Source organism: Stenotrophomonas sp. TWI809, from assembly GCF_039673205.1.
In the GTDB taxonomy this organism is placed as follows: Bacteria; Pseudomonadota; Gammaproteobacteria; order Xanthomonadales; family Xanthomonadaceae; genus Stenotrophomonas.
Genome location: NZ_JBDJLE010000005.1, coordinates 82,521 through 103,861, shown reverse-complemented (window position 1 = coordinate 103,861; position 21,341 = coordinate 82,521). Strand labels below are relative to the sequence as shown.

At 67.0% G+C, this 21,341-nt stretch carries 18 protein-coding genes and 1 pseudogene; 12 read left to right on the top strand and 7 right to left on the bottom strand.

Annotation, left to right across the window (positions count from 1 at the left end; genetic code table 11):
• The first annotated feature begins 27 nt into the window (after positions 1–27).
• The gene (locus tag ABE472_RS05805) at positions 28–2,661 is read left to right on the top strand and encodes an excinuclease ABC subunit UvrA (protein WP_346465861.1); all 2,634 of its coding nucleotides are present in this window, start codon (positions 28–30) and stop codon (positions 2,659–2,661) included.
• Positions 2,662–2,676: 15 nt separating this feature from the next.
• Here ABE472_RS05805 and ABE472_RS05800 read toward each other — a convergent pair whose 3' ends face one another.
• From ABE472_RS05800 to ABE472_RS05780, 5 genes are all read right to left on the bottom strand, one after another.
• Positions 2,677–5,193, bottom strand: coding sequence for a sulfite reductase flavoprotein subunit alpha (locus tag ABE472_RS05800; RefSeq protein WP_346465860.1), 2,517 nt, complete (start codon positions 5,191–5,193; stop codon positions 2,677–2,679).
• Between the two features lie 146 nt (positions 5,194–5,339).
• Positions 5,340–5,900, bottom strand: a complete 561-nt coding sequence (locus ABE472_RS05795; RefSeq protein WP_313219476.1) for a TlpA disulfide reductase family protein — start codon at positions 5,898–5,900, stop codon at positions 5,340–5,342.
• Positions 5,897–8,260: a protein-disulfide reductase DsbD gene (locus tag ABE472_RS05790; RefSeq protein WP_346465859.1), complete on the bottom strand. Its 2,364-nt coding sequence runs from the start codon at positions 8,258–8,260 to the stop codon at positions 5,897–5,899. The genes ABE472_RS05795 and ABE472_RS05790 overlap by 4 nt, the downstream gene beginning before the upstream one ends.
• Positions 8,260–8,598 carry a divalent-cation tolerance protein CutA gene (cutA, locus tag ABE472_RS05785; protein ID WP_019183549.1) on the bottom strand — a complete coding sequence of 113 codons (339 nt, stop codon included), beginning with the start codon at positions 8,596–8,598 and terminating at the stop codon, positions 8,260–8,262. The genes ABE472_RS05790 and cutA overlap by 1 nt, the downstream gene beginning before the upstream one ends.
• A gap of 72 nt (positions 8,599–8,670) precedes the next feature.
• Complete coding sequence (locus ABE472_RS05780; RefSeq protein ID WP_346465858.1) at positions 8,671–10,455, bottom strand: endonuclease; 1,785 nt, start codon at positions 10,453–10,455, stop codon at positions 8,671–8,673.
• 293 nt (positions 10,456–10,748) lie between these two features.
• On the opposite strand from ABE472_RS05780, the gene ABE472_RS05775 reads away from it, so the two are divergent.
• Both ABE472_RS05775 and groL read left to right on the top strand, forming a co-directional pair.
• Positions 10,749–11,036: a co-chaperone GroES gene (locus tag ABE472_RS05775; RefSeq protein WP_019183551.1), complete on the top strand. Its 288-nt coding sequence runs from the start codon at positions 10,749–10,751 to the stop codon at positions 11,034–11,036.
• Positions 11,037–11,127: 91 nt separating this feature from the next.
• On the top strand, positions 11,128–12,777 hold the full coding sequence (gene groL, locus ABE472_RS05770) for a chaperonin GroEL (RefSeq protein ID WP_346465857.1): 1,650 nt from the start codon (positions 11,128–11,130) through the stop codon (positions 12,775–12,777).
• A gap of 132 nt (positions 12,778–12,909) precedes the next feature.
• Here the strand turns inward: groL and ABE472_RS05765 are convergent, their stop codons facing one another.
• Entirely contained in the window at positions 12,910–13,809 is a 900-nt protein-coding gene (locus tag ABE472_RS05765; RefSeq protein ID WP_346465856.1) for a LysR substrate-binding domain-containing protein, read from the bottom strand.
• A 166-nt stretch (positions 13,810–13,975) separates the two neighbouring features.
• Here ABE472_RS05765 and ABE472_RS05760 point away from each other — a divergent pair, with 166 nt between their 5' ends.
• Positions 13,976–14,611 (top strand): glutathione S-transferase family protein, encoded by a 636-nt coding sequence (locus ABE472_RS05760; RefSeq protein WP_346465855.1) that lies wholly within the window; start codon positions 13,976–13,978, stop codon positions 14,609–14,611.
• Between the two features lie 16 nt (positions 14,612–14,627).
• The gene (locus ABE472_RS05755; protein ID WP_346465854.1) at positions 14,628–15,677 is read left to right on the top strand and encodes an LLM class oxidoreductase; all 1,050 of its coding nucleotides are present in this window, start codon (positions 14,628–14,630) and stop codon (positions 15,675–15,677) included.
• 23 nt (positions 15,678–15,700) lie between these two features.
• On the opposite strand, the gene ABE472_RS05750 is transcribed toward ABE472_RS05755, so the two are convergent.
• Positions 15,701–15,967, bottom strand: coding sequence for a hypothetical protein (locus tag ABE472_RS05750; RefSeq protein ID WP_346465853.1), 267 nt, complete (start codon positions 15,965–15,967; stop codon positions 15,701–15,703).
• A 125-nt stretch (positions 15,968–16,092) separates the two neighbouring features.
• On the opposite strand from ABE472_RS05750, the pseudogene ABE472_RS05745 reads away from it, so the two are divergent.
• The 7 genes and pseudogenes from ABE472_RS05745 to ABE472_RS05715 form a co-directional block, all read left to right on the top strand.
• Positions 16,093–16,533: pseudogene (locus tag ABE472_RS05745) on the top strand (two-component sensor histidine kinase); the annotation flags it as partial.
• A 68-nt stretch (positions 16,534–16,601) separates the two neighbouring features.
• Positions 16,602–17,096 carry a MarR family transcriptional regulator gene (locus tag ABE472_RS05740; RefSeq protein ID WP_346465852.1) on the top strand — a complete coding sequence of 165 codons (495 nt, stop codon included), beginning with the start codon at positions 16,602–16,604 and terminating at the stop codon, positions 17,094–17,096.
• Positions 17,093–17,833: a DNA alkylation repair protein gene (locus ABE472_RS05735; protein WP_346465851.1), complete on the top strand. Its 741-nt coding sequence runs from the start codon at positions 17,093–17,095 to the stop codon at positions 17,831–17,833. The genes ABE472_RS05740 and ABE472_RS05735 overlap by 4 nt, the downstream gene beginning before the upstream one ends.
• Positions 17,834–17,971: 138 nt before the next feature.
• The gene (locus ABE472_RS05730) at positions 17,972–18,841 is read left to right on the top strand and encodes a hypothetical protein (RefSeq protein WP_346465850.1); all 870 of its coding nucleotides are present in this window, start codon (positions 17,972–17,974) and stop codon (positions 18,839–18,841) included.
• 309 nt (positions 18,842–19,150) lie between these two features.
• Positions 19,151–20,224, top strand: a complete 1,074-nt coding sequence (aroG, locus tag ABE472_RS05725) for a 3-deoxy-7-phosphoheptulonate synthase AroG (RefSeq protein WP_320488880.1) — start codon at positions 19,151–19,153, stop codon at positions 20,222–20,224.
• Between the two features lie 328 nt (positions 20,225–20,552).
• A complete protein-coding gene (locus tag ABE472_RS05720; RefSeq protein ID WP_320488882.1) occupies positions 20,553–20,822 on the top strand; it encodes a DUF1778 domain-containing protein in 270 nt (89 codons plus the stop codon).
• A 75-nt stretch (positions 20,823–20,897) separates the two neighbouring features.
• Positions 20,898–21,302: a GNAT family N-acetyltransferase gene (locus ABE472_RS05715; protein WP_346462943.1), complete on the top strand. Its 405-nt coding sequence runs from the start codon at positions 20,898–20,900 to the stop codon at positions 21,300–21,302.
• Positions 21,303–21,341: the final 39 nt, after the last annotated feature.

Sequence of the window (21,341 nt, the reverse complement as noted above, 5' to 3'; positions counted from 1 at the left end):
GGCGCTGTGGTTCGCTATTGTTCATCCATGAAGACCTCCACGCGCCGGCCGTCGCCCTCTACTGCCCCGGATACCTTCGTGCGCGTCCGGGGCGCACGCGAACACAACCTCAAGAACGTGGATGTCGACATCCCGCGCGATGCGCTGGTGGTGTTCTCCGGCATCTCCGGCTCGGGCAAATCCTCGCTGGCGTTCGGTACGCTGTATGCCGAAGCACAGCGGCGCTACCTGGAGTCGTTGTCGCCCTATGCGCGGCGGCTGATCGACCAGGTCGGCGTGCCGGATGTGGATGCGATCGAAGGGCTGCCACCGGCCGTGGCCCTGCAGCAGCAGCGCGGCACCGCCAGCGTGCGCTCCAGCGTCGGCAGCGTGACCACGCTGTCGAGTCTGCTTCGGATGTTGTACTCGCGCGCCGGTACCTATCCGGCCAAGCAACCCATGCTGTACGCCGAAGACTTCTCGCCGAACACGCCGCAGGGCGCCTGCCCGAACTGCCACGGCCTGGGCTACGTGTATGAGGTGACTGAACAATCGATGGTGCCCGATCCGTCGCTGAGCATCCGTGAGCGCGCCATCGCTGCGTGGCCGCCGGCATGGCACGGGCAGAACCAGCGCGACATCCTGGTCACGCTGGGCTACGACGTGGATATCCCCTGGCGGGATCTGCCCAAGAAGCAGCGCGAGTGGATCCTGTTCACCGACGAACAACCGGTGGTACCGGTCTACGCCGGCTTCACCCCGGCCGAAACCCGTGCCGCGCTGCGGCGCAAGGAGGAGCCGAGCTACATGGGCACCTTCAGCGGTGCCCGCCGCTATGTGCTGCATACCTTTGCCACCACGCAGAGCGCGATGATGAAGAAGCGGGTGGCGCGCTACATGATCGGCGCCGAGTGTCCGGTCTGCGATGGCCGCCGGTTGAAGCGCGAAGCGCTGTCGGTGACGTTCGCCGGCATGGATATCGGCACGTTGTCGCGGCTGCCGCTCAGTGCCATGGCGCAGGCGTTGCGTCCGGCGGCGCAGGGGCATTTCGAGGTAGCGGCCGCAACCGCCACACGCAGCCGTAACGCCGGTCGCCAGGCCACGGCCAAGCGGGTGGCCGCCGGTGGCAACGCGCATGCGGGTGGCAGCGATGTGCGCCGCACGCCGGATCTGTCGGAGGAGAAACGCATCGCGGCCCAGCGCATCGCGCACGATCTGGTCGAACGGATCGGCACGCTGCAGTCGCTGGGGCTGGGCTATCTGTCGATGGACCGCGCGACCCCGACGCTGTCGCCGGGCGAACTGCAGCGCCTGCGCCTGGCGACACAGATCCGCTCGAGCCTGTTCGGCGTCGTGTACGTGCTCGATGAGCCCACCGCCGGCCTGCATCCCGCCGATGGCGAGGCCCTGTACGACGCACTGGCCCAGCTCAAGGCTGGCGGCAACACGCTGTTCGTGGTGGAGCATGATCTGGAGATGCTGCGCCGCGCGGACTGGCTGGTGGATGTCGGCCCGGGTGCCGGTCAGCACGGTGGCCAGGTGCTCTACAGCGGACCACCCGAGGGCCTGCGCACGATCAAGGCCTCGGTCACCGCGCCGTATCTGTTCCAGAGCGGTGCCGGCCCGCGCCGCACGCCGCGCGCGCCGTCCGGCTGGCTGGGCCTGCAGGGCGTTCACCGCAACAACCTGCATGGCGTGGATACACGTTTTCCGCTTGGGGCGTTCACGGCGGTGACCGGTGTCTCCGGCTCGGGCAAGTCGAGTCTGGTCAGCCAGGCGCTGGTCGAGCTGGTCGGCGAGCACCTGGGGCAGGAGCCGGTGATCGAAGAGCTCGACAGCGAGCTGCCGCAGCCCAGCCGCATCGAACGGACCCGTGGCCGGTTGAACGGGGCCAAGGCGATCAAGCGCCTGGTCAACGTCGACCAGAAGCCGATCGGGCGCACGCCGCGCTCCAACCTGGCCACGTATACGGGGCTGTTCGATCATGTGCGCCGTCTGTTCGCCGGCACGCGCGCGGCCAAGGCGCGCCGCTACACCGTCGGCCGCTTCTCCTTCAACGTCGCGGCAGGCCGCTGCGAAACCTGCGAGGGCGAGGGCTTCGTCCACGTCGAGTTGTTGTTCATGCCCAGCGTCTATGCGCCGTGCTCGACCTGCCATGGTCAGCGCTACAACGCCAAGACCCTGGAGGTGCAATGGAACGGCCGCAACATCGCGCAGGTGCTGGCGATGACGGTGGAGGAGGCGTTGGCGTTCTTCGCCGACGAGCCGCCCGTGCAGCGGCCGCTGCAACTGCTGCGGGATATCGGACTGGGCTATCTGCGTCTGGGCCAGCCGGCCACGGAATTGTCCGGTGGGGAGGCGCAGCGGATCAAGCTGGCCACCGAGCTGCAGCGCAGCCAGCACGGCAACAGCCTGTATGTGCTGGACGAGCCGACCACCGGCCTGCATCCGGCCGATGTGGACAAGCTGATGACGCAGCTGCACGGCCTGGTCGACGCCGGCAACACGGTGGTGGTGGTCGAGCACGACCTGCGTGTCGTCGCCGACGCGGACTGGGTGATCGATGTGGGGCCGGGCGCGGGCGAGGAGGGCGGCAGGATCGTCGCCGAAGGCACGCCGGCCCAGGTCAGTCGCGCCAGGCAGGGCGCCACCGCGCGCTATCTGCGCCGCTGGTTTCCCTGAGCGGCGCCGTGCACCTCAGTACACGTCGCGGCGGTAGCGTCCGTCGTCGAGCAGGGCATCCACGGCATCGTTGCCGAGCACCTCGCGCAGCACGGCATCGACGCCTTCGGCCATGCCGTGCAACGAGCCGCATACGTAGAGGCTGCCGCCCAGGTCCACCCACGCCCGCAGTGCCTCCGGTGCGGCGCGCAGGCGGTCCTGCACATAGCCGCCGCCGTCCGGATCGCGCGAGAACGCCAGGTCCACACGGCTGAGGTGACCCTGCGCCCGCCACGCCTCGATCTCCTCGCGGTACAGGAAATCGTGCGCGCGGGTGCGCTCGCCGAACACCAGCCAATGCCCGCGATCGCCCTGCGCGTCGGCTTCACGCAGCAGGCTGCGCAGACCCGCGATGCCGGTGCCGTTGCCGATCAGCAGCATCGGGGCGTGCTCGGGATGGCGATGGAAGCCGGTGTTGCGACGCACGCGGGCATGAATGTTGTCTGCCTCCCTGGCATGCACGCACAACCAGCCCGAGCCCAGTCCGTGGCGGCCGTCGGGCAGATCGGTCAGGCGGATCACCAACTGCACGGCACCATCGCCGGGCACCGAGGCGATCGAGTATTCGCGATGCGGCAGCGCAGGCAGTCGTGCCAGCCAGCGGGCAGCATCGGGTGCTGCAGCGGCGTCCACTGCCTCCGCTGTCTCAGGCAGCACACGCGCGGCAGCGGCCTCGACCAATGCCGTGATGCGTCCATCGACCGTCACCGGCGCCTGCGGATCCAGACCGCTGCGAGCCAGCACCGACAGCACATGCGCACGCGCGTGGCGCGGCGCCATCTCCAGGATGTCGCCGGCCTGCCAGTGCGCGTGCGCCGGCGGCCGCAGGGACACCTGCCAGATCGCCCCGGCGGCGCTGCCCGGATTGAGCTGCGCGCGCGCATCCAACGCCCAGGGGTGCAGTTCAACCGGTGCCGGCAGCGGGGTGTGATCCTCCACCCCGGTCAGCACACCCAGCTGCTGCTGCCAGTTCGCCAGCGGCACGGCATCGGTGCGGTCCACCTCGATGCTGGCGAACAGTCGTTGCGCACCCTGCGCCACCAGCCAGCTGTCCACCTGTCGCGAGAAACCGCAGAAGCGTGGGTATTCGCGGTCGCCGAGCCCGAGCACGGCGTACGCCAGGCCCTGCAGCGAGGTGGACTGCGCCACTACCCGTCGCTCGAACGCACGCGCCGCATCCGGCGCTTCGCCATCGCCGAACGTACTGATGACGAACAAGGCCTTGTCCGTGTCCGCGAGCAACGCCGCATCCACTTGCGCGAGCGGCCGGACGTGCACCGGCAGGCCAGCCGCCTGCAACTGGGCCGCCGTGCGCCAGGCCAGCTGTTCGGCAAAACCACTCTGGCTGGCAAACGCCACCAGCCACGGCTGCCCGGTGCCGACGGCCGCCGCGAGAGGCAGCCGTGAGGCACGCACCTCGCGCTTCTTGCGGCGGCGGTCCAGATACAGCATCCAGCCGGTGACGAAGAACACCAGCATGCCCAGGCTGGACAGCATCACGATGACCCGCCCCGGCAGCCCGAAGAAGCTGCCCGAGTGCAACGCGAACACACTGACGATGATCTTGCCGCCGGCATTCCTGGCGCGGTACGGCGCGTAGGCGAGCAGGGCACCGGTGGCCGGATCCAGCTGGACGATATCCTGCGCGCGGTCATGGGCGGCATCGCCGCCCTGCACGCGGCTGGTCAGCGGGCGGCCCGGTGTGGCCGGGAAGCGCAGATCGATGTAGCCGCGGCGCACACCCTCCAGGCCGTACAGCGTCGCCTGCACCTTGCCCAGATCCAGCGGGCCGCGGCTGGCGCGCCGCTCGCTTTGCTCTGCGTCTGCCCCGCCGAGCAGCGTGGTGGCGCCCTTGCGGTACCAGTCGAACGACCACCACAGCCCGGTCAGCGCGATCATCAGGTAGACCAGCAGGACCCAGGTGCCGACCACCGAGTGCAGGCTCCACAGGAAACTGCGCCCGTTGCGCGACCACTCCACCGCCAGCCAGGTGCGCCAGTGCCACCAGCGTCGCGGCCAGCGCAGATACAGACCGGACAGACAGAAGAACACCAGCGCGATCGCGCAGCTGCCGGTGATCAGGCTGCCGCGTTCGCCACTGACCAGGTGGCGGTGCAGGTCTTCGACGAAGGCGAAGAAATCCAGCCCCTTCAGCTCGGTCAGCACGGTACCCGTGTACGGATCGAAGTAGCGCCAGTTCGCCTGGCCGCCGTCGAAACGCGCCACCGACAGGCGCTGCCCGGTGGCATCCACGCGCAGCCGCTGCAACGGCTGTGGCATGTCCTGCTGCAACCGCGGCAACAGCGCGGTGAGCGCCAGCGGCTGCTCGCCGGCCGCATGGCGTTGCACGACCTGCGCAAGCGCAGGATTGGCCGCGCGCATGATCTCGTCTTCAAAGGCCAGCGTGGCCCCGCTCAGGCCCATCACCGCCAGCACGGTGCCGGCAGTGATGCCCAACAGCCAGTGCAGCTGGAAAACAACGGTCTTCAACATGCGGGCGGTTCCGGCGGCAAGGCGAAGCAGGCCCGGCTGTAGATGAGAATCGATCTCGTCATTGTTGGGTGCAGGGCAGGGGCGGTCAATAGCCCAACGCGGGCCAGCGCGGCATCCCGATCAAACCGTTACCGATCCCCCGGGCGTCAGTGCCGTGCCCAGGCCTCGATCTCACCGGCCGCAAACGGCCCCAGCTTCTGTTTCACGATGCGCCCCTGCGCATCGACCAGCACTGAATACGGCAGCAGGCCCTGTGCATTGCCCAGCCGCACGCTGGCGTCGGCTGGGCCGGGGGTATCGAGCACGATCGGGTAGGCGACCGGGATGCGGGTCAGGAAATCGCGCACGCCCTCGGGCGTATCCAGCGCCAGCCCGAGCACCTGCACGCCGGTCGCGCCCTGGGCATCGGCAAAGGCGGTCAGCGCGGGCATTTCCTCCACGCACGGGCCGCACCAGCTGGCCCAGACGTTGATCAGCAGCGGACGCCCGTGGAAGCTGGCCAGGTCCTGCGGTTCCCCTTGGAGGTCCGGCAGGGTGATCGCCGGCATCGGATCACCCGGTTGGGCGGCGACCACCACCGGCCGGGGCGGTGGCGGGGCCTTGGCCGGGCGCTCGTCATGCCCGGCGAACCAGACGCCGGCGCCGATCCCGAGCACGGCCGCGATCACGACCACCACGACCGTCCGGCGTGGTGGCCGCAGGCTCATCGCGCGGTCCGCAGCAGCGCTTCTTCCACCAGCGCCTGGGTCAGTACCGTCGGCAGCACGGTCGGCGGTGCGCCCGGGCCATAGACCACATACAGCGGCACACCGACGGCCTTGTGCTCATCCAGGAACGCGGTGATCTGCGGGTCGACATTGGTGTAGTCGCCGCGCATGTACACCGCGTTGGTCCGGCGCAGGGTGTCCTGGAACGCGTTGGTGCCCAGCACGGCGCGCTCGTTGGCCTTGCAGGTCACGCACCAGTCGGCCGTCATGTTGACGAACACGACGCGGTTGTCCTGGCGCAGCCGGTCCAGCATCTGCGGCGAGTACTCCACCACGTTGTCGCTGGCCGCCTGCGCGGCTTTGGCCGGCGGCGCCATGCGGGTCACGCCCCAGATCGGGTACAGCGCGCCGAGGACCAACAGCAGGGCCAACAGGCCGCCCACACGCTGACTGCGCCAGCGGCTGCGCTCGAACCACCACAGCGCCAGCGACAGGATCACCAAGCCACCCAGCACCAGCGCCATCGCGTCCACGCCGCGCTGCTTGCCCAGTACCCACAGCAGCCAGATCGCGGTGCCGTACATCGGGAAGGCCAGCACCAGCTTGAGCGTTTCCATCCACGCGCCGGGGCGCGGCAGGCGGCGGGCCAGCGAGGGCACGAAACCGATCAGCAGGAACGGCAGGGCCAGGCCCAGGCCGAGCGCCAGGAATACCAGCATCGCCTGCAGGCCGGGGGCAGCGAAGGCGTAGGCCAGGGCCGGGCCCATGAACGGGGCCACGCACGGGCTGGCCACTACGCAGGCGAGCACGCCGGTGAAGAAATCGCCGACCGGGCCGCTGCGCGAGGCCAGCGACTGGCCGACACCGCCCATGCTGCCGCCCAGGGTGAAGACACCCGACAGGCTCAGGCCAACGGCGAACATCAGATACACCAACGCGGCGATGAACCACGGGTGCTGCAGCTGGAAGCCCCAGCCCGCGGCCTGGCCCGCCGCACGCAGCGCGATCACCAGTGCACCGATGGCGGCGAAGGCGACCAGCACGCCGGCGGTGTACCAGAGCGCATGGCTGCGCGCGCGCTGACGGCTCTCGCCGCTCTGCGCCACGCCCAGCACCTTCAGCGACAGGATCGGCAGCACGCAGGGCATCAGATTGAGGATCAGGCCACCGGCCAAGGCGAACAGCAGCAGCACCAGCAGGTTGCCCGGTGCGGCGGCCGGGGCGACCGGCGGCGGGGTGCGCTGCGCGTTGTCGGCGCTGGCATCCGGGGTGGCGGCGGTGTCGCCCGGCACGGCCAGCGCGGGTTCGTTCGGGCGGATCAGCATCGGCTGGCTGCCGGTGCCGGCATCACCGCGGGCCTGTGCCCGTTTATCGCGATTGGGCAGGGGCGCGATGACCTCGGTCTTCTGCGCGACCTCATCGGCCTTGGCATTGATCGTGCCGGCCGGCAGCGCCAACTTCACCCGGCGCGTCATCGGCGGGTAGCAGATGCCATCGGTCTGGCAGCCCTGGAAGGTGATCACCAGCGTGGCATCGGTGGCGTTGGCCGTGCTGCGGCGCAGTGGCAGCGGCACGTCGATCTGGTCGAAATACACCGCCACATCGCCGAAATGCTCATCGCGATGCGACTTGGCGGCCGGCCACGTCGGCTTGTCCGCGCGGATGCCCGGCGCGCCTTCCAGTGCCAGCGAAGTGCGGTCGCGATACAGGTAGTAACCGGGTGCCGGGGTGAAACGCAGCAGCACGGTGTTGCCATCGCCGACGATCGCATCGAAGCCGAAGGCGCGCTCGGACGGCAGCGGCAGCGCCTGGGTGTTGCTGGTGCCGGGCAGGCGCAGACCACTGCCGGTGTTGCCGGCCAACGGGGTGTTGAACGGGGACGCGGCAGCGCTGGCGGCGGTCGGGGCGGTGGCAGCGCCGCTGCCACCGGCCGGCAGCTTCACCTGCAGCGTGCGCTTCTGCGGCGGGTAGCACACGCCGGCATCGGCGCAGCCCTGGTAACGCACTTCCAGCGTCACGGTGTCGGTGCCGTCGGCAGCCTTGCCCGGCAGCACGCCGGTCAGGCGTTCGCGGTAGGTCTCCACCTCGCCGAAGAAATCGTCGTGATGCTTCTTGCCGGCTGGCAGCTGCAACGCCTCGGCGTCGAAACCGGCATCGGCCTTGACCGTGGTGCGGTGGCGATACAGGTAATAGCCCGGGGCGATCTTCCAGCTGATCTCCACGCGATCGCGGTCACGCGCCTGCGCAGTCAGCCCGAAGGCTTCATCGACCGGGAGCAGGTCCTTTTCGCTGACCGCCCAGACCGGCAGGGAGACCACGAGCAACGCGCACAGCGCGGCAACACGACGAAACAGCGTCATCAATCACTTTCCTCACGGGTCTGCGCCCGAATCCAATCCAGGTACGCCGGTAGGCCGGCGCGGGTTTCGACCGCGATGCACTCAGGGAGTTCATACGGATGCAGGGCCTGCACGCGCGCGATCGCGGCGTCCAGGCGGCTGCCGGTGGTCTTGATCAGCAACTGGACCTCGTGGTCCTCGGTGACCTCGCCCTGCCAGCGGTAGGTCGAATGCGCCCCGTCCAGGCGCGTCACGCAGGCTGCCAGGCGTTCGTCCACCAGCGCGTGTGCCAGCCGCGTGGCGCAGGCCACGTCGGGGCAGGTGGTGAACAGCAGGAAGACGGGATCGGCAATCGACATGACCGCCGAGTATAGGACCGCCAGAGGTCAATGGTCCGACCGGCGCCGCGAGGGGGCGCCGGTCGGCCGGGCTCAGTTGGCCAGCTGGCAGGTGGTCGGCTTGGCCGAGGTGAACAGCGTCGGGGTGGCCCACTCCGGGTGGTCGATGAACGGATTGCGGTTGCCCTGGAAACTGAAGATCACCTCGTTGCGAGCGCGTTCTGCCGCGTCCGGCGGGTCGGACAGGTGCCAGTCGATCAGGGTCGAGAGCAGGCCCATGTAAGCCGGCGAGGCCGACGTTTTGACGATCTTGCTGCGGTCGTCGGTCAACTCGAGGTCCGGCTCGGACTGCCCGGTTTTGGCATCTTTACCGCCTTCATAACGGATCGCCATGTACATCACCGCACGCGCCATATCGCCCTTGCGGTGGCCCCACACTTCGAACGAGCCGCCATTGCCATCCGGCGTGCGCACCCAGTTGGAGGTGCCCGGGTAGCCGCCGCTGCCGCCGCCGAAACCATTGTTGGCCTCGGTCGCGCGTTCACCGCAGTTGCTGTCGCATTTGGCAAACGGCTTGTTGCCGCGGTCCGCATTCCACTGCGCATCGGTCAGGTACAGCATGTGGGTGTCGGTATACGGCGCGTACGGCAGGCCCTTGTCGCCGGTGGTGCTGGCAAAGCCCAGCGAGTTGGGCCAGGTGTGCTCGCGGTTGTAGGTCAGCCCGCTGCCGGTGCCTGCGCGCCCGCTGACCTTGGTGTAGCTGCGGTTGCGGTAGGCATCGAGGATCTTGCCGCTGTTGTTGGGATCTTCGTCGGCGATTTCCAGGATGGTCCAGGTGCTGGTGCCCGAGCCGCTGTAGGGGTAGGCGGTGTGCCCCTTGATGGTCTCGTGCAGCGAGCAGCGCAACTGGCTGGGGGTGGAGGTGTTGACCCGGGCGTAGTACTCGCCGGGCGTGCCGGGGTTGCCCGGATCGGGCGTGGTGGCGGTGGCCACGGTAAAGGCGATGCGGGTATCGGCGGCCGGGCGGGCGCCTTGGGCATCCTTCACGCGGGTGGCGCGGATATCGAAGCGGCAGGCTTCACCGGCCACCAGCGCGGTGTTGGTGGCCAGGGTGAAGCGGGTACCGGTGGTCGGGTGGCTCAGGAGGACCGTGCCGGACTGGCCGCAGCTCAGCGCGAAGGCGCCGCTGGCGAGGGTGACCGGCTCACTGAAGGTGACGCTCAGGTCGGCGGCGGCCGGGAAGGTGCTGGCGCCCTGCTCGGGGGTGGTGGCGGTGACCGAGGGCGCGGTATTCGGGCCGGTCGGGCCGCCGCCGCTGAAGGTCTGGCCGTGGTTGCAGGCGCCGAAGCTCTGTGGGGCCGATTCGGCCCAGGTGAAATGCGCGTACTGGCTGCCGGTGCCGGTCAGCTGCAGGGAGGTGCCCGGGGCGGTGCTGTTGGTCTCGCTGACCGGGAGGTTCTGGCTGGTCAGGCCCGCCGCAGGACCCCCGGCGGCGGTGATGGTGCCCTCGTAGCTGAGGAACTGGACCACCTTGCCACTGGGATCGACCAGGGCGATGCCGTCGTTGGGACCGTTCTGGATCCCGTTGGTCGGGTAGCTGACCGTGGCCAGCCGGGCGCTGCCGCAGCTGGCGGTGCCGGCCGGGACCGCGTCGCTGGCGTAGACCGCGGCGGCTGAAGGGTTGCTGCCGTTGTAGAGATAGAGCCGGTAGCCGGACAGGTCTTCACCGGCGGTGGCGACCACTTCGATCGCCTCGCCGACGTCTCCGGCCGGGGTGCTGTCGTCGTAATGCAGTTCATTGATGAATACATCGGCCCGGGCCGGGCTGGTGGCCAGCATCAGCAGGCAGGCCAGGGACAGCGGCGTCAGCAACCTCATCTACGGCTCCTTGTGATTGGTCAGTGCCGCTCGAATCTACGCAATCCAGATGACACATCGATTGGTCTGTCGGATTCGACCTTTCGCATTGAGAACTGCGTCAAACATTCACGCGTGGGCCCGGATCGACAAAAAAAACCGGTCGCCTGCCCTTGAAAGGGATGGGGCCAGCACCATCTCTGCTCTGTCCCGCACCGTCGGGTTTTTTCGTGAGCGTGGCTGGCAGTCGCCCTGTGCGAGTGCTAACATCGCCAGACTTTCCTAGACCAATCAACAACTTAAAAGGGTCTCACATGAGCATCAAGCCGCTTCATGACCGCGTCGTAGTCAAGCCGATCGAAGCCGACGAAATCTCGTCCGGCGGCATCGTGATTCCGGATTCCGCCAAGGAAAAGTCGACCAAGGGTGAAGTCGTGGCCGTCGGCCCGGGCAAGCCCCTGGACAACGGCAGCGTGCGCGCGCCGTCGCTGAAGGTCGGTGACAAGGTCATCTACGGCCAGTACGCCGGCAGCAGCTACAAGTCCGAAGGCGTCGAGTTCAAGGTCCTGCGCGAAGACGACATCCTCGCCATCGTCGGCTGAGTGATGCGGCCGGCCCCGTGCCGGCGCTTCCGCACTTCCTCCCGTTCAAGCAGCCGGGCATGGCCCGGCTCTACATAAAAAGGTAATCGCAATGGCTGCCAAAGATATTCGTTTCGGTGAAGACGCCCGCGCCCGCATGGTTCGCGGCGTCAACGTTCTCGCCAATGCCGTCAAGGCCACCCTGGGCCCGAAGGGCCGCAACGTCGTGCTCGAAAAGAGCTTCGGCGCGCCGACCATCACCAAGGACGGCGTCTCCGTCGCTAAGGAAATCGAACTGGCTGACAAGTTCGAGAACATGGGCGCGCAGATGGTGAAGGAAGTCGCTTCGCGCACCAACGATGACGCCGGCGACGGCACCACCACCGCCACCGTGCTGGCCCAGGCCCTGATCCGCGAAGGCGCCAAGGCCGTCGCTGCCGGCATGAACCCGATGGACCTCAAGCGCGGTATCGACAAGGCCGTGATCGCCGCCGTCGCCGAGCTGAAGAACATCTCCAAGCCGACCGCTGACGACAAGGCGATTGCCCAGGTCGGCACGATCTCGGCCAACTCGGACGAGTCGATCGGCAACATCATCGCCGAAGCGATGCGCCGCGTGACCAAGGAAGGCGTCATCACCGTTGAAGAAGGCTCGGGCCTGGACAACGAGCTGGACGTCGTCGAAGGCATGCAGTTCGATCGTGGCTACCTGTCCCCGTACTTCATCAACAACCAGCAGTCGCAGACCGCTGACCTGGATGATCCGTACGTGCTGCTGCACGACAAGAAGATCTCCAACGTGCGCGACCTGCTGCCCGTGCTGGAAGGCGTCGCCAAGGCCGGCAAGCCGCTGCTGATCATCGCCGAAGACATCGAAGGCGAAGCGCTGGCCACCCTGGTGGTCAACACCATCCGTGGCATCGTGAAGGTCGTGGCCGTCAAGGCACCGGGCTTCGGCGACCGTCGCAAGGCGATGCTGGAAGACATGGCCGTGCTGACCGGCGGCACCGTGATCTCCGAGGAAATCGGTCTGTCGCTGGAAAAGGCGACGATCAAGGACCTGGGCCGCGCCAAGAAGGTGCAGGTCTCCAAGGAAAACACCACGATCATCGATGGCGCCGGCGAGAAGGCCAACATCGAAGCGCGTGTCACCCAGATCAAGACCCAGATCGAAGACACCTCCTCGGATTACGACCGCGAGAAGCTGCAGGAACGCGTGGCCAAGCTGGCCGGCGGCGTTGCCGTGATCAAGGTCGGTGCCTCGACCGAAATCGAAATGAAGGAAAAGAAGGATCGCGTCGACGACGCCCTGCACGCGACCCGTGCAGCCGTTGAAGAAGGCGTGGTCCCGGGCGGCGGCGTTGCGCTGGTCCGTGCGGTCACCGCGCTGAGCGGCCTGAAGGGTGCCAACGAAGACCAGAACCACGGCATCCAGATCGCCCTGCGCGCGATGGAAGCCCCGCTGCGCGAAATCGTGGCCAATGCCGGCGAAGAGCCGTCGGTCATCGTCAACCGCGTCAAGGAAGGCACCGGCAGCTTCGGCTACAACGCCGCCACCGGCGAATTCGGCGACATGCTGGAATTCGGCATCCTGGACCCGACCAAGGTGACCCGTTCGGCGCTGCAGAACGCTGCCTCGATCGCTGGCCTGATGATCACCACCGAAGCGATGGTTGCCGAAGCCCCGAAGAAGGATGACGGCGCTGGCGCAGCTGGCGGCGGCATGGGCGGTATGGGTGGCATGGGCGGCATGGACTTCTGATGTAGAGGCCGGCCTACGGTCGGCACACATCGGTCCGGTAGGTACCGACCGTTGGTCGGTACCCGCCATGCGCCAACGCAGTACGAAAAACCCCGCCGGAAGGCGGGGTTTTTTTGTGCGCGTATCACGGGCTCACAGCGCGCTGGTCGCCGCTTCGACCTCCTCCTGCAGCCAGCGCAGGAATGCTGCGATGGCCGGATTCTCCTCGGCGCCGGGCAGGGTGACGGCGTAGTACGCAAACCGCGTTGGCCACGGCTGATCCAGCACGACCGCCAGCCGCCCGCTGGCCACTTCGGCTTCCACATACAGGTCACGCACCAGTGCGATGCCCTGGCCCGCTTCCGCGGCGCGGATCAGCAGCACGTCATCATCGAAGGCCGGACCACGCTCGATGCGTGGATCGGGCGGCAGGCCGAGCGCGCTGAACCACAGCGACCAGTCGCTGCGGTCCGAGTCCTGCAGTAGCGGGTACTGCAGGCAGTCCGCGGTCGACCGGATCGGTGGGCCATCGGCAAGCAATGCCGGGCAGGCCACCGGCAACAGTACCGGCGACGCGAGCGGGCGTGAGACCAGGCCGGGATACTCGCCGAGACCGTGGCGGATGGCGATGTCGATGCGGTCGCGACGCAGATCCGCCAGCGCCGACGACGCCTCCACGCGGACTTCGATCGCCGGGTGGCGTTCGGTGAAACGCCCCAGCCGCGGCACCAGCCAGGACGCGGCGAAGCTGGGCACGGTGCTGAGGGTGAGCGTCTGCCGGGCATGGATGGCCTCCAGCGTAGCCATGCTGTCCTGGATCTGATCGAACGCGCGCAGCAGGGCAGGGTGGACCTGTGTGCCCGCCGGGGTCAGTGCGACCCCGTGAGGGGTGCGGGTGAACAGCACAACGCCGGTGCGCGCCTGCAGCAGTTTGAGCTGCTGGCTGATCGCCCCCGGGGTGACCCCCATGACCGCAGCAGCGGCCTTGAGGCTGCCATGACGACCGGTTTCGACGAAGGCGCGCAGTGCGAGCAGGTGAAGGACGGCGCCCATGACCTTAGATTTTCTCTCTTGGCAGTGCAGGAAGAATCGTTCTACAGAGCGCGTTGGCCTGCGTAGCATCGTGATCATGTTGAATCGATGTCGTTTAGTCCAGCTGCATTGATCCAGCCCTGCTACGCGAACCCCGCCCGCTGTTCCGCCTGCCAAGGAGACCGCTGTGTCCCCCGTTTCGCTGCACCTGTACACCGACAGCTCGCCCAACGGCTTCAAGATCACCATCGCGCTGGAAGAACTCGGCCTCCCTTACGTACTGCATCACGTGCGCATCGACGAAGGTGAGCACCGCCATCCCGATTTCCTGCAACGGCATCCGCACGGCCGCATTCCGGTGCTGGTCGACGAGGCGACGGGTATCACCGTGTTCGAATCCGCCGCCATCCTGCTGTATCTGGCCGAGCAGAGCGGACGGCTGTTGCCCGACGCGCCACGCGCGCGCTGGGAGGCCATCACCTGGTTGATGTTCCACTCGGCCAGCGTCGGGCCGATCCTGGGGCAGCGCGTGCACTTCGAGATGTTCGCCCAGGAGCGGTATGCGCCTGCGATCGAACGCTACCGGCGCCTGAGTGCCGAATTCTTCGCCACGCTGGATCACCGCCTCGCAGACGGTCCATGGCTGGCAGGCGAGGCGTACTCCATCGCCGATATCGCCGGCTATGGCTGGACCCATATCGCCCGGCTCATCGGCTTCGATTTCAGCGCTTACCCGCACGTGAGTGCATGGCACCTGCGCATGTCACAGCGGCCTGCGGTGCAGCGCGGCGTGCAGCTCCCCGAACCGGCCACCGGCCCCTGATACAGGAACGACCACGATGACCCTGTTGACTGATATCACCCCGATGCAGGCGCCACTGACCGGCGCATCCGCACCGACGTTCGCCCGCCATGCCGGTTACCAGCGCATGTTCCGCGAGGGGGCGCTGACGCTGGGTGTGTTCCTGCCCCTGCGCTTCTATCAAGGCGACATGCAGGTGCTGGCCGGGCAGGCGGATCTGGTGAGCCAGCTCGACCGTGACGGCTTCGCTGCGGCCTGGGTGCGCGATGTGCCGCTGTTCGATCCGCTGTTCGGCGATGCCGGGCAGGTGTTCGATCCGTTTACCTATCTGGCCTTCCTGGCGGCACGCACGAAGCGGCTGGCGCTGGCCACGGGCAGTGCGATCTTCTCGCTGCGCCACCCGATCGATCTGGCCAAGTCGGCCACCACCATCGACCAGCTGTCCGGTGGGCGCCTGGTGCTGGGCATCGCCTCCGGCGATCGTCCGGTCGAGTTCCCCGCGTACGGTCTGGAGCATGCCGACCGCGGCCAGCGCTTCGCCGATTCGGTGCTGTACGTCAGGCAGCTGATGCAGCACGGTCCCTTGCATATCGACTCGCCACTGGGCGCGCTGCAGGGCGTAGAGCTGTTGCCCAAGCCGGTGGCCGGGGCGATTCCCCTGCTGGTGACCGGCACCTCGCGCCAGACACTGGACTGGGTCGGGCAGCATGCCGATGGCTGGCTGACCTATCCCGAGGCAACCCATCACGCGGGCGGACCGCAGCGCCTGGCCGACAAGATCCAGGCATGGCGCCGTCTCATCCCCGACGGTGGCTTCCGCCCGCATGTCACCAACGAATGGCTGGATCTGGTCGAGGACCCGAACCATCCCCGCACGCCGCTCAATGGCGGCTACACGCTGAGAACCGGCCGCAACGGATTGATCGATCTGCTGGGCGAGTGGCAGCGTGCCGGCGTGAACCATGCTGCGCTGGGCATCCAGTTCTCGCAGCGCCCGGCGGGCGAGGTGCTGCAGGAACTGGCCGAGTACGTACTGCCGTTGTTTCCTTCGCATGACGGGCCTTTGCCGGCGCGTATGCACTGGTAAAGGGGGTGGCTGGAATCCCTGCGCTATGGCTGGGCGTGCCCGTCGCCGCGGATGGCGGCTTCGGCGTTGCGTGCACGCCGGTCCAGCCATAGCTTGGTGGGCAAATACGTCAGCAACGCGCCGATCAGCATGCCCTGCGAAAAGGCCATCGGAAACTGGCTGGCCACCACAGCGCCGGCGGCCATGCCGACCAGGCCCGCTCCTGCAGCCTTACGCTGACGCTTCAGTTGTGCGGCGCTGGCAAGATGCCGTGCCCGCACGGCATCGCGCTTGGGTTCGGGTTGCAGCATGGCATCCGCCACGGCTTCAGCTTGAGAACGGTCCATCCGCTTGTCCTTGCGTCGGTGGTGATGGCTTCATCCTGCCGCGGGACGGCTCCCGCGTAAACCCCTACTCGCGCACCATCTGCGCACGCGGGCCGCGCCTTCGCGCCGAGTTCGCACCGCCTGCGCAGGCGGCGCGGATGGTGGCCGACATCGAACGCATGAACGCGATGACCGAACAGGTACTCGACTACGCGCGTGGCGAACTGGAGCCTACGTCGATGCAGACGCTGGACATGGCGGCCCCGCTGGACGAATGCATCCAGTCCGCGCGCCTGCGCGGTGTGGACTTCCTCAGCGGCCTGGCCGGGCCTCTGCCATGGCACGGTGACGCGCTCATGCAGCCTTTCCAGCGCGGCATGAAGGCTCGCGCAACCGCGCAACCGCGCAACCGCGCCACCGGCGGGACCGGTCTGGGGCTTGCGGTGGTCCAGGGCGCGGTACGCCAGCGCGGAGTTCAGCTCTCGCTGCTGGACAGGCCGGGCAGCGGGTTGATCGTACGGCTGAAGTTGCCCGCAGTAGCAGCAACGTAGGCGGGAGCCTTTCTCTCCGAGCGCAACGACGATATAATTAGCCGCCGTACTATTCCGGATCCGCCTGCATGCTGGAAATCAAACACCAGGCTTTCCTGACCGAACTGGCGCGACGTGGCCAGCCGGATACGGGGGAATTGGCGCTGTGTTTCCAGGTGCTTTCGCTGGCCAGCGCGATCGACCAGGACTGCGCGAGTCGTCTGGCACCGCTGGGCCTGAGCGAAGGGCGTTTCGTGCTCCTGTTCCTGCTGCGCGGTGCGGATACGGCCTTGTCGCCCCACCAGTTGGCCGAGCGCGCCGGCGTTACCCGCGCCACCGTGACCGGCCTGCTGGACGGGCTGGAGCGCGAGCAGCTGGTGAGCCGCCACAGCGACCCCGATGACAAGCGGCGCATCCACGTGCGCCTGACCCGGGCGGGGCAGACACTGTCGGCGCGCCTGTTCGACCAGCAGACGCAGTGGATCGCCTCGCTGTTTGCCGACATCAGCGCCACCGAACGCCAAGTGCTGGGCACGCTGCTGCAGCGCGTGTGGTCGCGCACCGATGCGGGGCGCACCTCATGAAAACGCCGATCACCCGCGAGCGGCGCGGCCAGCTGGATCGGGGCGAGGCCGAAGCGGCCCATCTGGCTGAAGTGCTTGCCGTCGATTTTGCCCGGCTGATGGCCCATGTTGCGCCGACCTTGCCAGCCTCGGCACTGGCCCCGATGCGCAACGCCGCCAAGCTGGGCATCACCCTGCGCATGCAGGGCGCTGCCACGCTGCTGCGCGCGCATGGGCATGGCGATCATGCCCACTGGTCACGGCACGCCAGCGACACCGTGCGCGGCTGGGCCTGTTACCTGATCGGCAGCGATCCGGCGCTGACCTTGGAGCGCAAGCTGGATGCCCTGCGCGCGTTGGCCGACGATCCGCACTTTGGCGTACGCGAGTGGGCGTGGCTGGCCGTGCGCCCCCACATCGCCGCCGAGCCGCTGCGGGTGCTCGTGCACCTGCAGGCCTGGGTCCAGGACGCGTCGCCGAACGTGCGCCGCTTCGCTTGTGAGGCACTGCGCCCGCGCGGGGTATGGGCCGCACATATCACCTTGTTCAAGCAGGAACCCCACCATGCACAGGACCTGCTGGACGCACTGTGCTGCGATGAAGCGCGCTACGTCCAGGACGCGGTGGGGAACTGGTTGAACGATGCCGGCAAGAGCCAGCCCGACTGGGTCCGCGCGCTGTGCAGCCGCTGGCAGCACCAGCATGCCGACCACCCGGCCAACAGCTACATCCGCAAGCGCGCCCTGCGCTCGCTTTAATGCTCTGGGCCTCAATCAACATCAGGCGCCCACGACGCATGATGGCTGCCTGAGTCGGTCCCGAGTTCTCAAGAAGTTGTATGGATCTCGAAGCGCTGCGTCCATCATCATCGTTATCTCAGATGCAGGGAGGTGGCGATGCTAGTGTTTCCCAGCGACAGCGAATATGGGATTTCTGCCAGGTCGATTTCGATCGAAGAGGCCCGAGCGATTGTGGTCCGGCACGGTGGCGTCATCGAGCAGGATGCGGTGACCGTCCTTGAAGAGACCGGGGAACTGGATTCACCGTTGAGCGCGGCGCTGCTGGAAGACTACGCAGCCACGTGCGCCTTGTACTCGCACTCGCTGCGGAGCTCGGGAGGCGCCGAATCCGCCGAGTTCGTCGATACGTTGCTGGAGCGAATGCTCGCTGCACCTTCATCGCACGAGGCCATGGAGGACGTGCGCAAGATAAAGCTCGTATGCGGTGCACATCTAAAGGGGGACTGGGGAAACGATGACGACGTCCATTGCCTGATAGTCGACGGCGATCTAGACGTAGACGGAACATTGGTTCTGAACTGGCCCGATGAATGGCCCGGCGTCATTATCCTCGGTAGCCTCAAGGCTAGGAATTTCATATGCGGTGGCTGGGTGGTGGTGCGCGATAACGTGGAATGCGAGCACGTCTACGCATGCTCGCTCAATGATGGCGGGTTGACAATTGGCGGACATTTCAAGGTGGACTCCTTCCTTGAGACGGGACACCACGTGAAGGTCTGTGGAGATCTTGAGGCTCGCTTCATCGCCACCATCCAGAACGAAATCGATGTGGAGGGCGACGTCCGCTGTACAAACTTCCAGTACCGAGAAGATCGCGATCATTTGCGCAGTTGGGTGGATGCTGAACTGCTGGAGCGGCATCAGGCAACGGGGGACGATGGGGTGCGCTCTACCTACTGGTACCCCGGCGACGCATACGAACAAAGGATCGCCGATGGAGGCAGCCCTGTCCGGTCTGGACTCTGAATTTCGACCCGATACGTTCGTACAGCAATCATGAGGTTGCCGACCAACGACCCACTACCCAAGCGCCCTCCGCCCAGTTGCGAATGAAACATTTTGCGCCGCACAAAAGCTGTGCTATCAATACTCCCCAATGAACGCACGCCCCGCCAATGCCTACTTTTGGTATTACTTTCCGAAGCCACCGGCGGAGGAAGGCATGCGCTCACCCTGAAGAAACCTTCAGACGCATTCCCGAAAGCCGCCAGCGCACCTGGCGGCTTTTTTGTTGCCGCCGCGCTGGGGACCCCCACTTCCAAGGAGTTTTCCCCCATGCCCCCGCACACCGATGACCTGCGCATCCGCAAGATCGAACCGTTGACCCCGCCGGCCCAGCTGCTGGCCATGCTGCCCTGCGACGATGAAGCCTCCGACACGGTCAGCGCCTCGCGCGCGGCCCTGCACGAGATCCTGCACGGCCGCGATGACCGCCTGGCGGTAGTGATCGGCCCGTGCTCGATCCACGATCCGGTGGCCGCCATCGAGTACGCCCAGCGCCTCAAGCCGCTGCGTGACGCCTTTGCTGACGAGCTGGAAATCGTCATGCGCGTGTACTTCGAGAAGCCACGCACCACGGTGGGCTGGAAGGGCCTGATCAACGATCCGGACCTGGACGGCAGCTTCAACATCAACAAGGGTCTGCGCGTGGCGCGCGGTCTGCTGCGCGACATCAACAAGCTCGGCCTGCCGGCCGGCGTGGAATTCCTGGACGTGATCTCGCCGCAGTACATCGCCGACCTGGTGGCCTGGGGCGCGATCGGCGCACGCACCACCGAAAGCCAGGTACACCGCGAGCTCGCCTCGGGCCTGTCGTGCCCGGTCGGGTTCAAGAACGGCACCGACGGCAACATCAAGATCGCCGCCGATGCGATTGGTGCGGCCTCCAACCCGCATCACTTCCTGTCGGTGACCAAGGAAGGCGGCACCGCCATCGTCGCCACCGCCGGCAACCCGGATTGCCACGTCATCCTGCGCGGCGGCAAGACGCCCAACTACGACGCCACCCATGTGGAAGCGACCAGCCAGACCCTGGCCAAGTCGCACCTGGCCGCGCGCATCATGATCGATGCCAGCCACGCCAACAGCAGCAAGAACCCGGAAAACCAGCCCAAGGTCATCGCCGACATCAACGCGCAGCTGGCCAACGGCGAAGAGCGCATCGTCGGCGTCATGGTGGAAAGCCACCTCGTGGCCGGTCGCCAGGACCTGGTCGACGGGCAGCCGCTGACCTACGGCCAGAGCATCACTGACGGCTGCATCGGCTGGGACAGCTCGCTGGCCGTGCTGGAAAGTCTGGCTGAAGCGGTGCGGGCGCGGCGGGCGGTGCGGATCAGCGAAGCGGCGTGAGCCGATGGTGCGCCCACGACGGGGCAGGAAACCACCTGCGTCGCATGGGCGGGCGCATATTGATCCGTGCGTCTTCGCCCATCGCGCCATGACGTTTCCCGGTAGAGCCACCCCATGGGTGGCTCTACCGGAGGCGTGTCGCCGCTGCTTCAACACCACGGTGACGGCGTAGGTGGCACGTCTACCTACGCGTTGATGCGGGCGTTCCCTATGTATCGCGGGGGATCAACGACGTAGCGTGAACACTCTGGTACCCACGGGGAGCACGACGTTGAGCGCAGCGCAAGGTGTGTGTACAGTGTATATACAACCTCCTGGATCGCCCGCCATGGCTCTCCCCAGCAAAGTCATCAACTTCAGGGCACCTGCCGACAAACAGGCGCTGATCGACCGCGCGGTCAAGATCAGTGGCGTAAGCCGCACCGAGTTCATCCTGGACGCTGCCTGCGACAAGGCGCGGGAGGTGCTGGCAGATCAGACCCAGTTCTCGCTAACTTCTCAAGAACTGAAGCGCTTCAACGCACTGCTGGATGCACCGCTGGAAAGCAATGCCGCCATCCGGCGGCTGCTGAACACGCCTGCACCCTGGGAGCGCTGAGTGGTACAGCTGGGTGTGCCGTGTGCGCTCGCCAGCGGGCATCGGGTGGACGACTTTCGATGCAGCGCTTTGGCGTTGACCCGCTGGCTGCAGGAGCGGGCGCACCGGAACCAGGTGTCCGGGGCATCGCGCTGCTTTGTGGTCTGTGATGCGCAACAGAACGTGTTGGGTTACTACGCTCTCGCCGCCGGCGCGGTTTCACACGGGGTCGCGCCGGGCAGCATTCGGCGAAATATGCCCCATCCCATCCCGGTCATCGTACTGGGCAGGTTGGCGGTACACGCGGATTGGACCGGGCAGGGTATCGGTGCGGGGCTGCTTAAGGATGCCGTGCAACGCACCCTCCACGTGTGCCGTGAGATCGGTGCACGTGCGTTGGTGTGCCACGCCATGGATGAAATGGCGAAGGCGTTCTATCTCAGGCACGGGTTCATTGAATCCCCCATGGATGCGATGACGGTGATGTTGCCTGTTACATAACGGCGCCGCGGATGCCGGCCGTGCCCGGCGCGCCCGGTG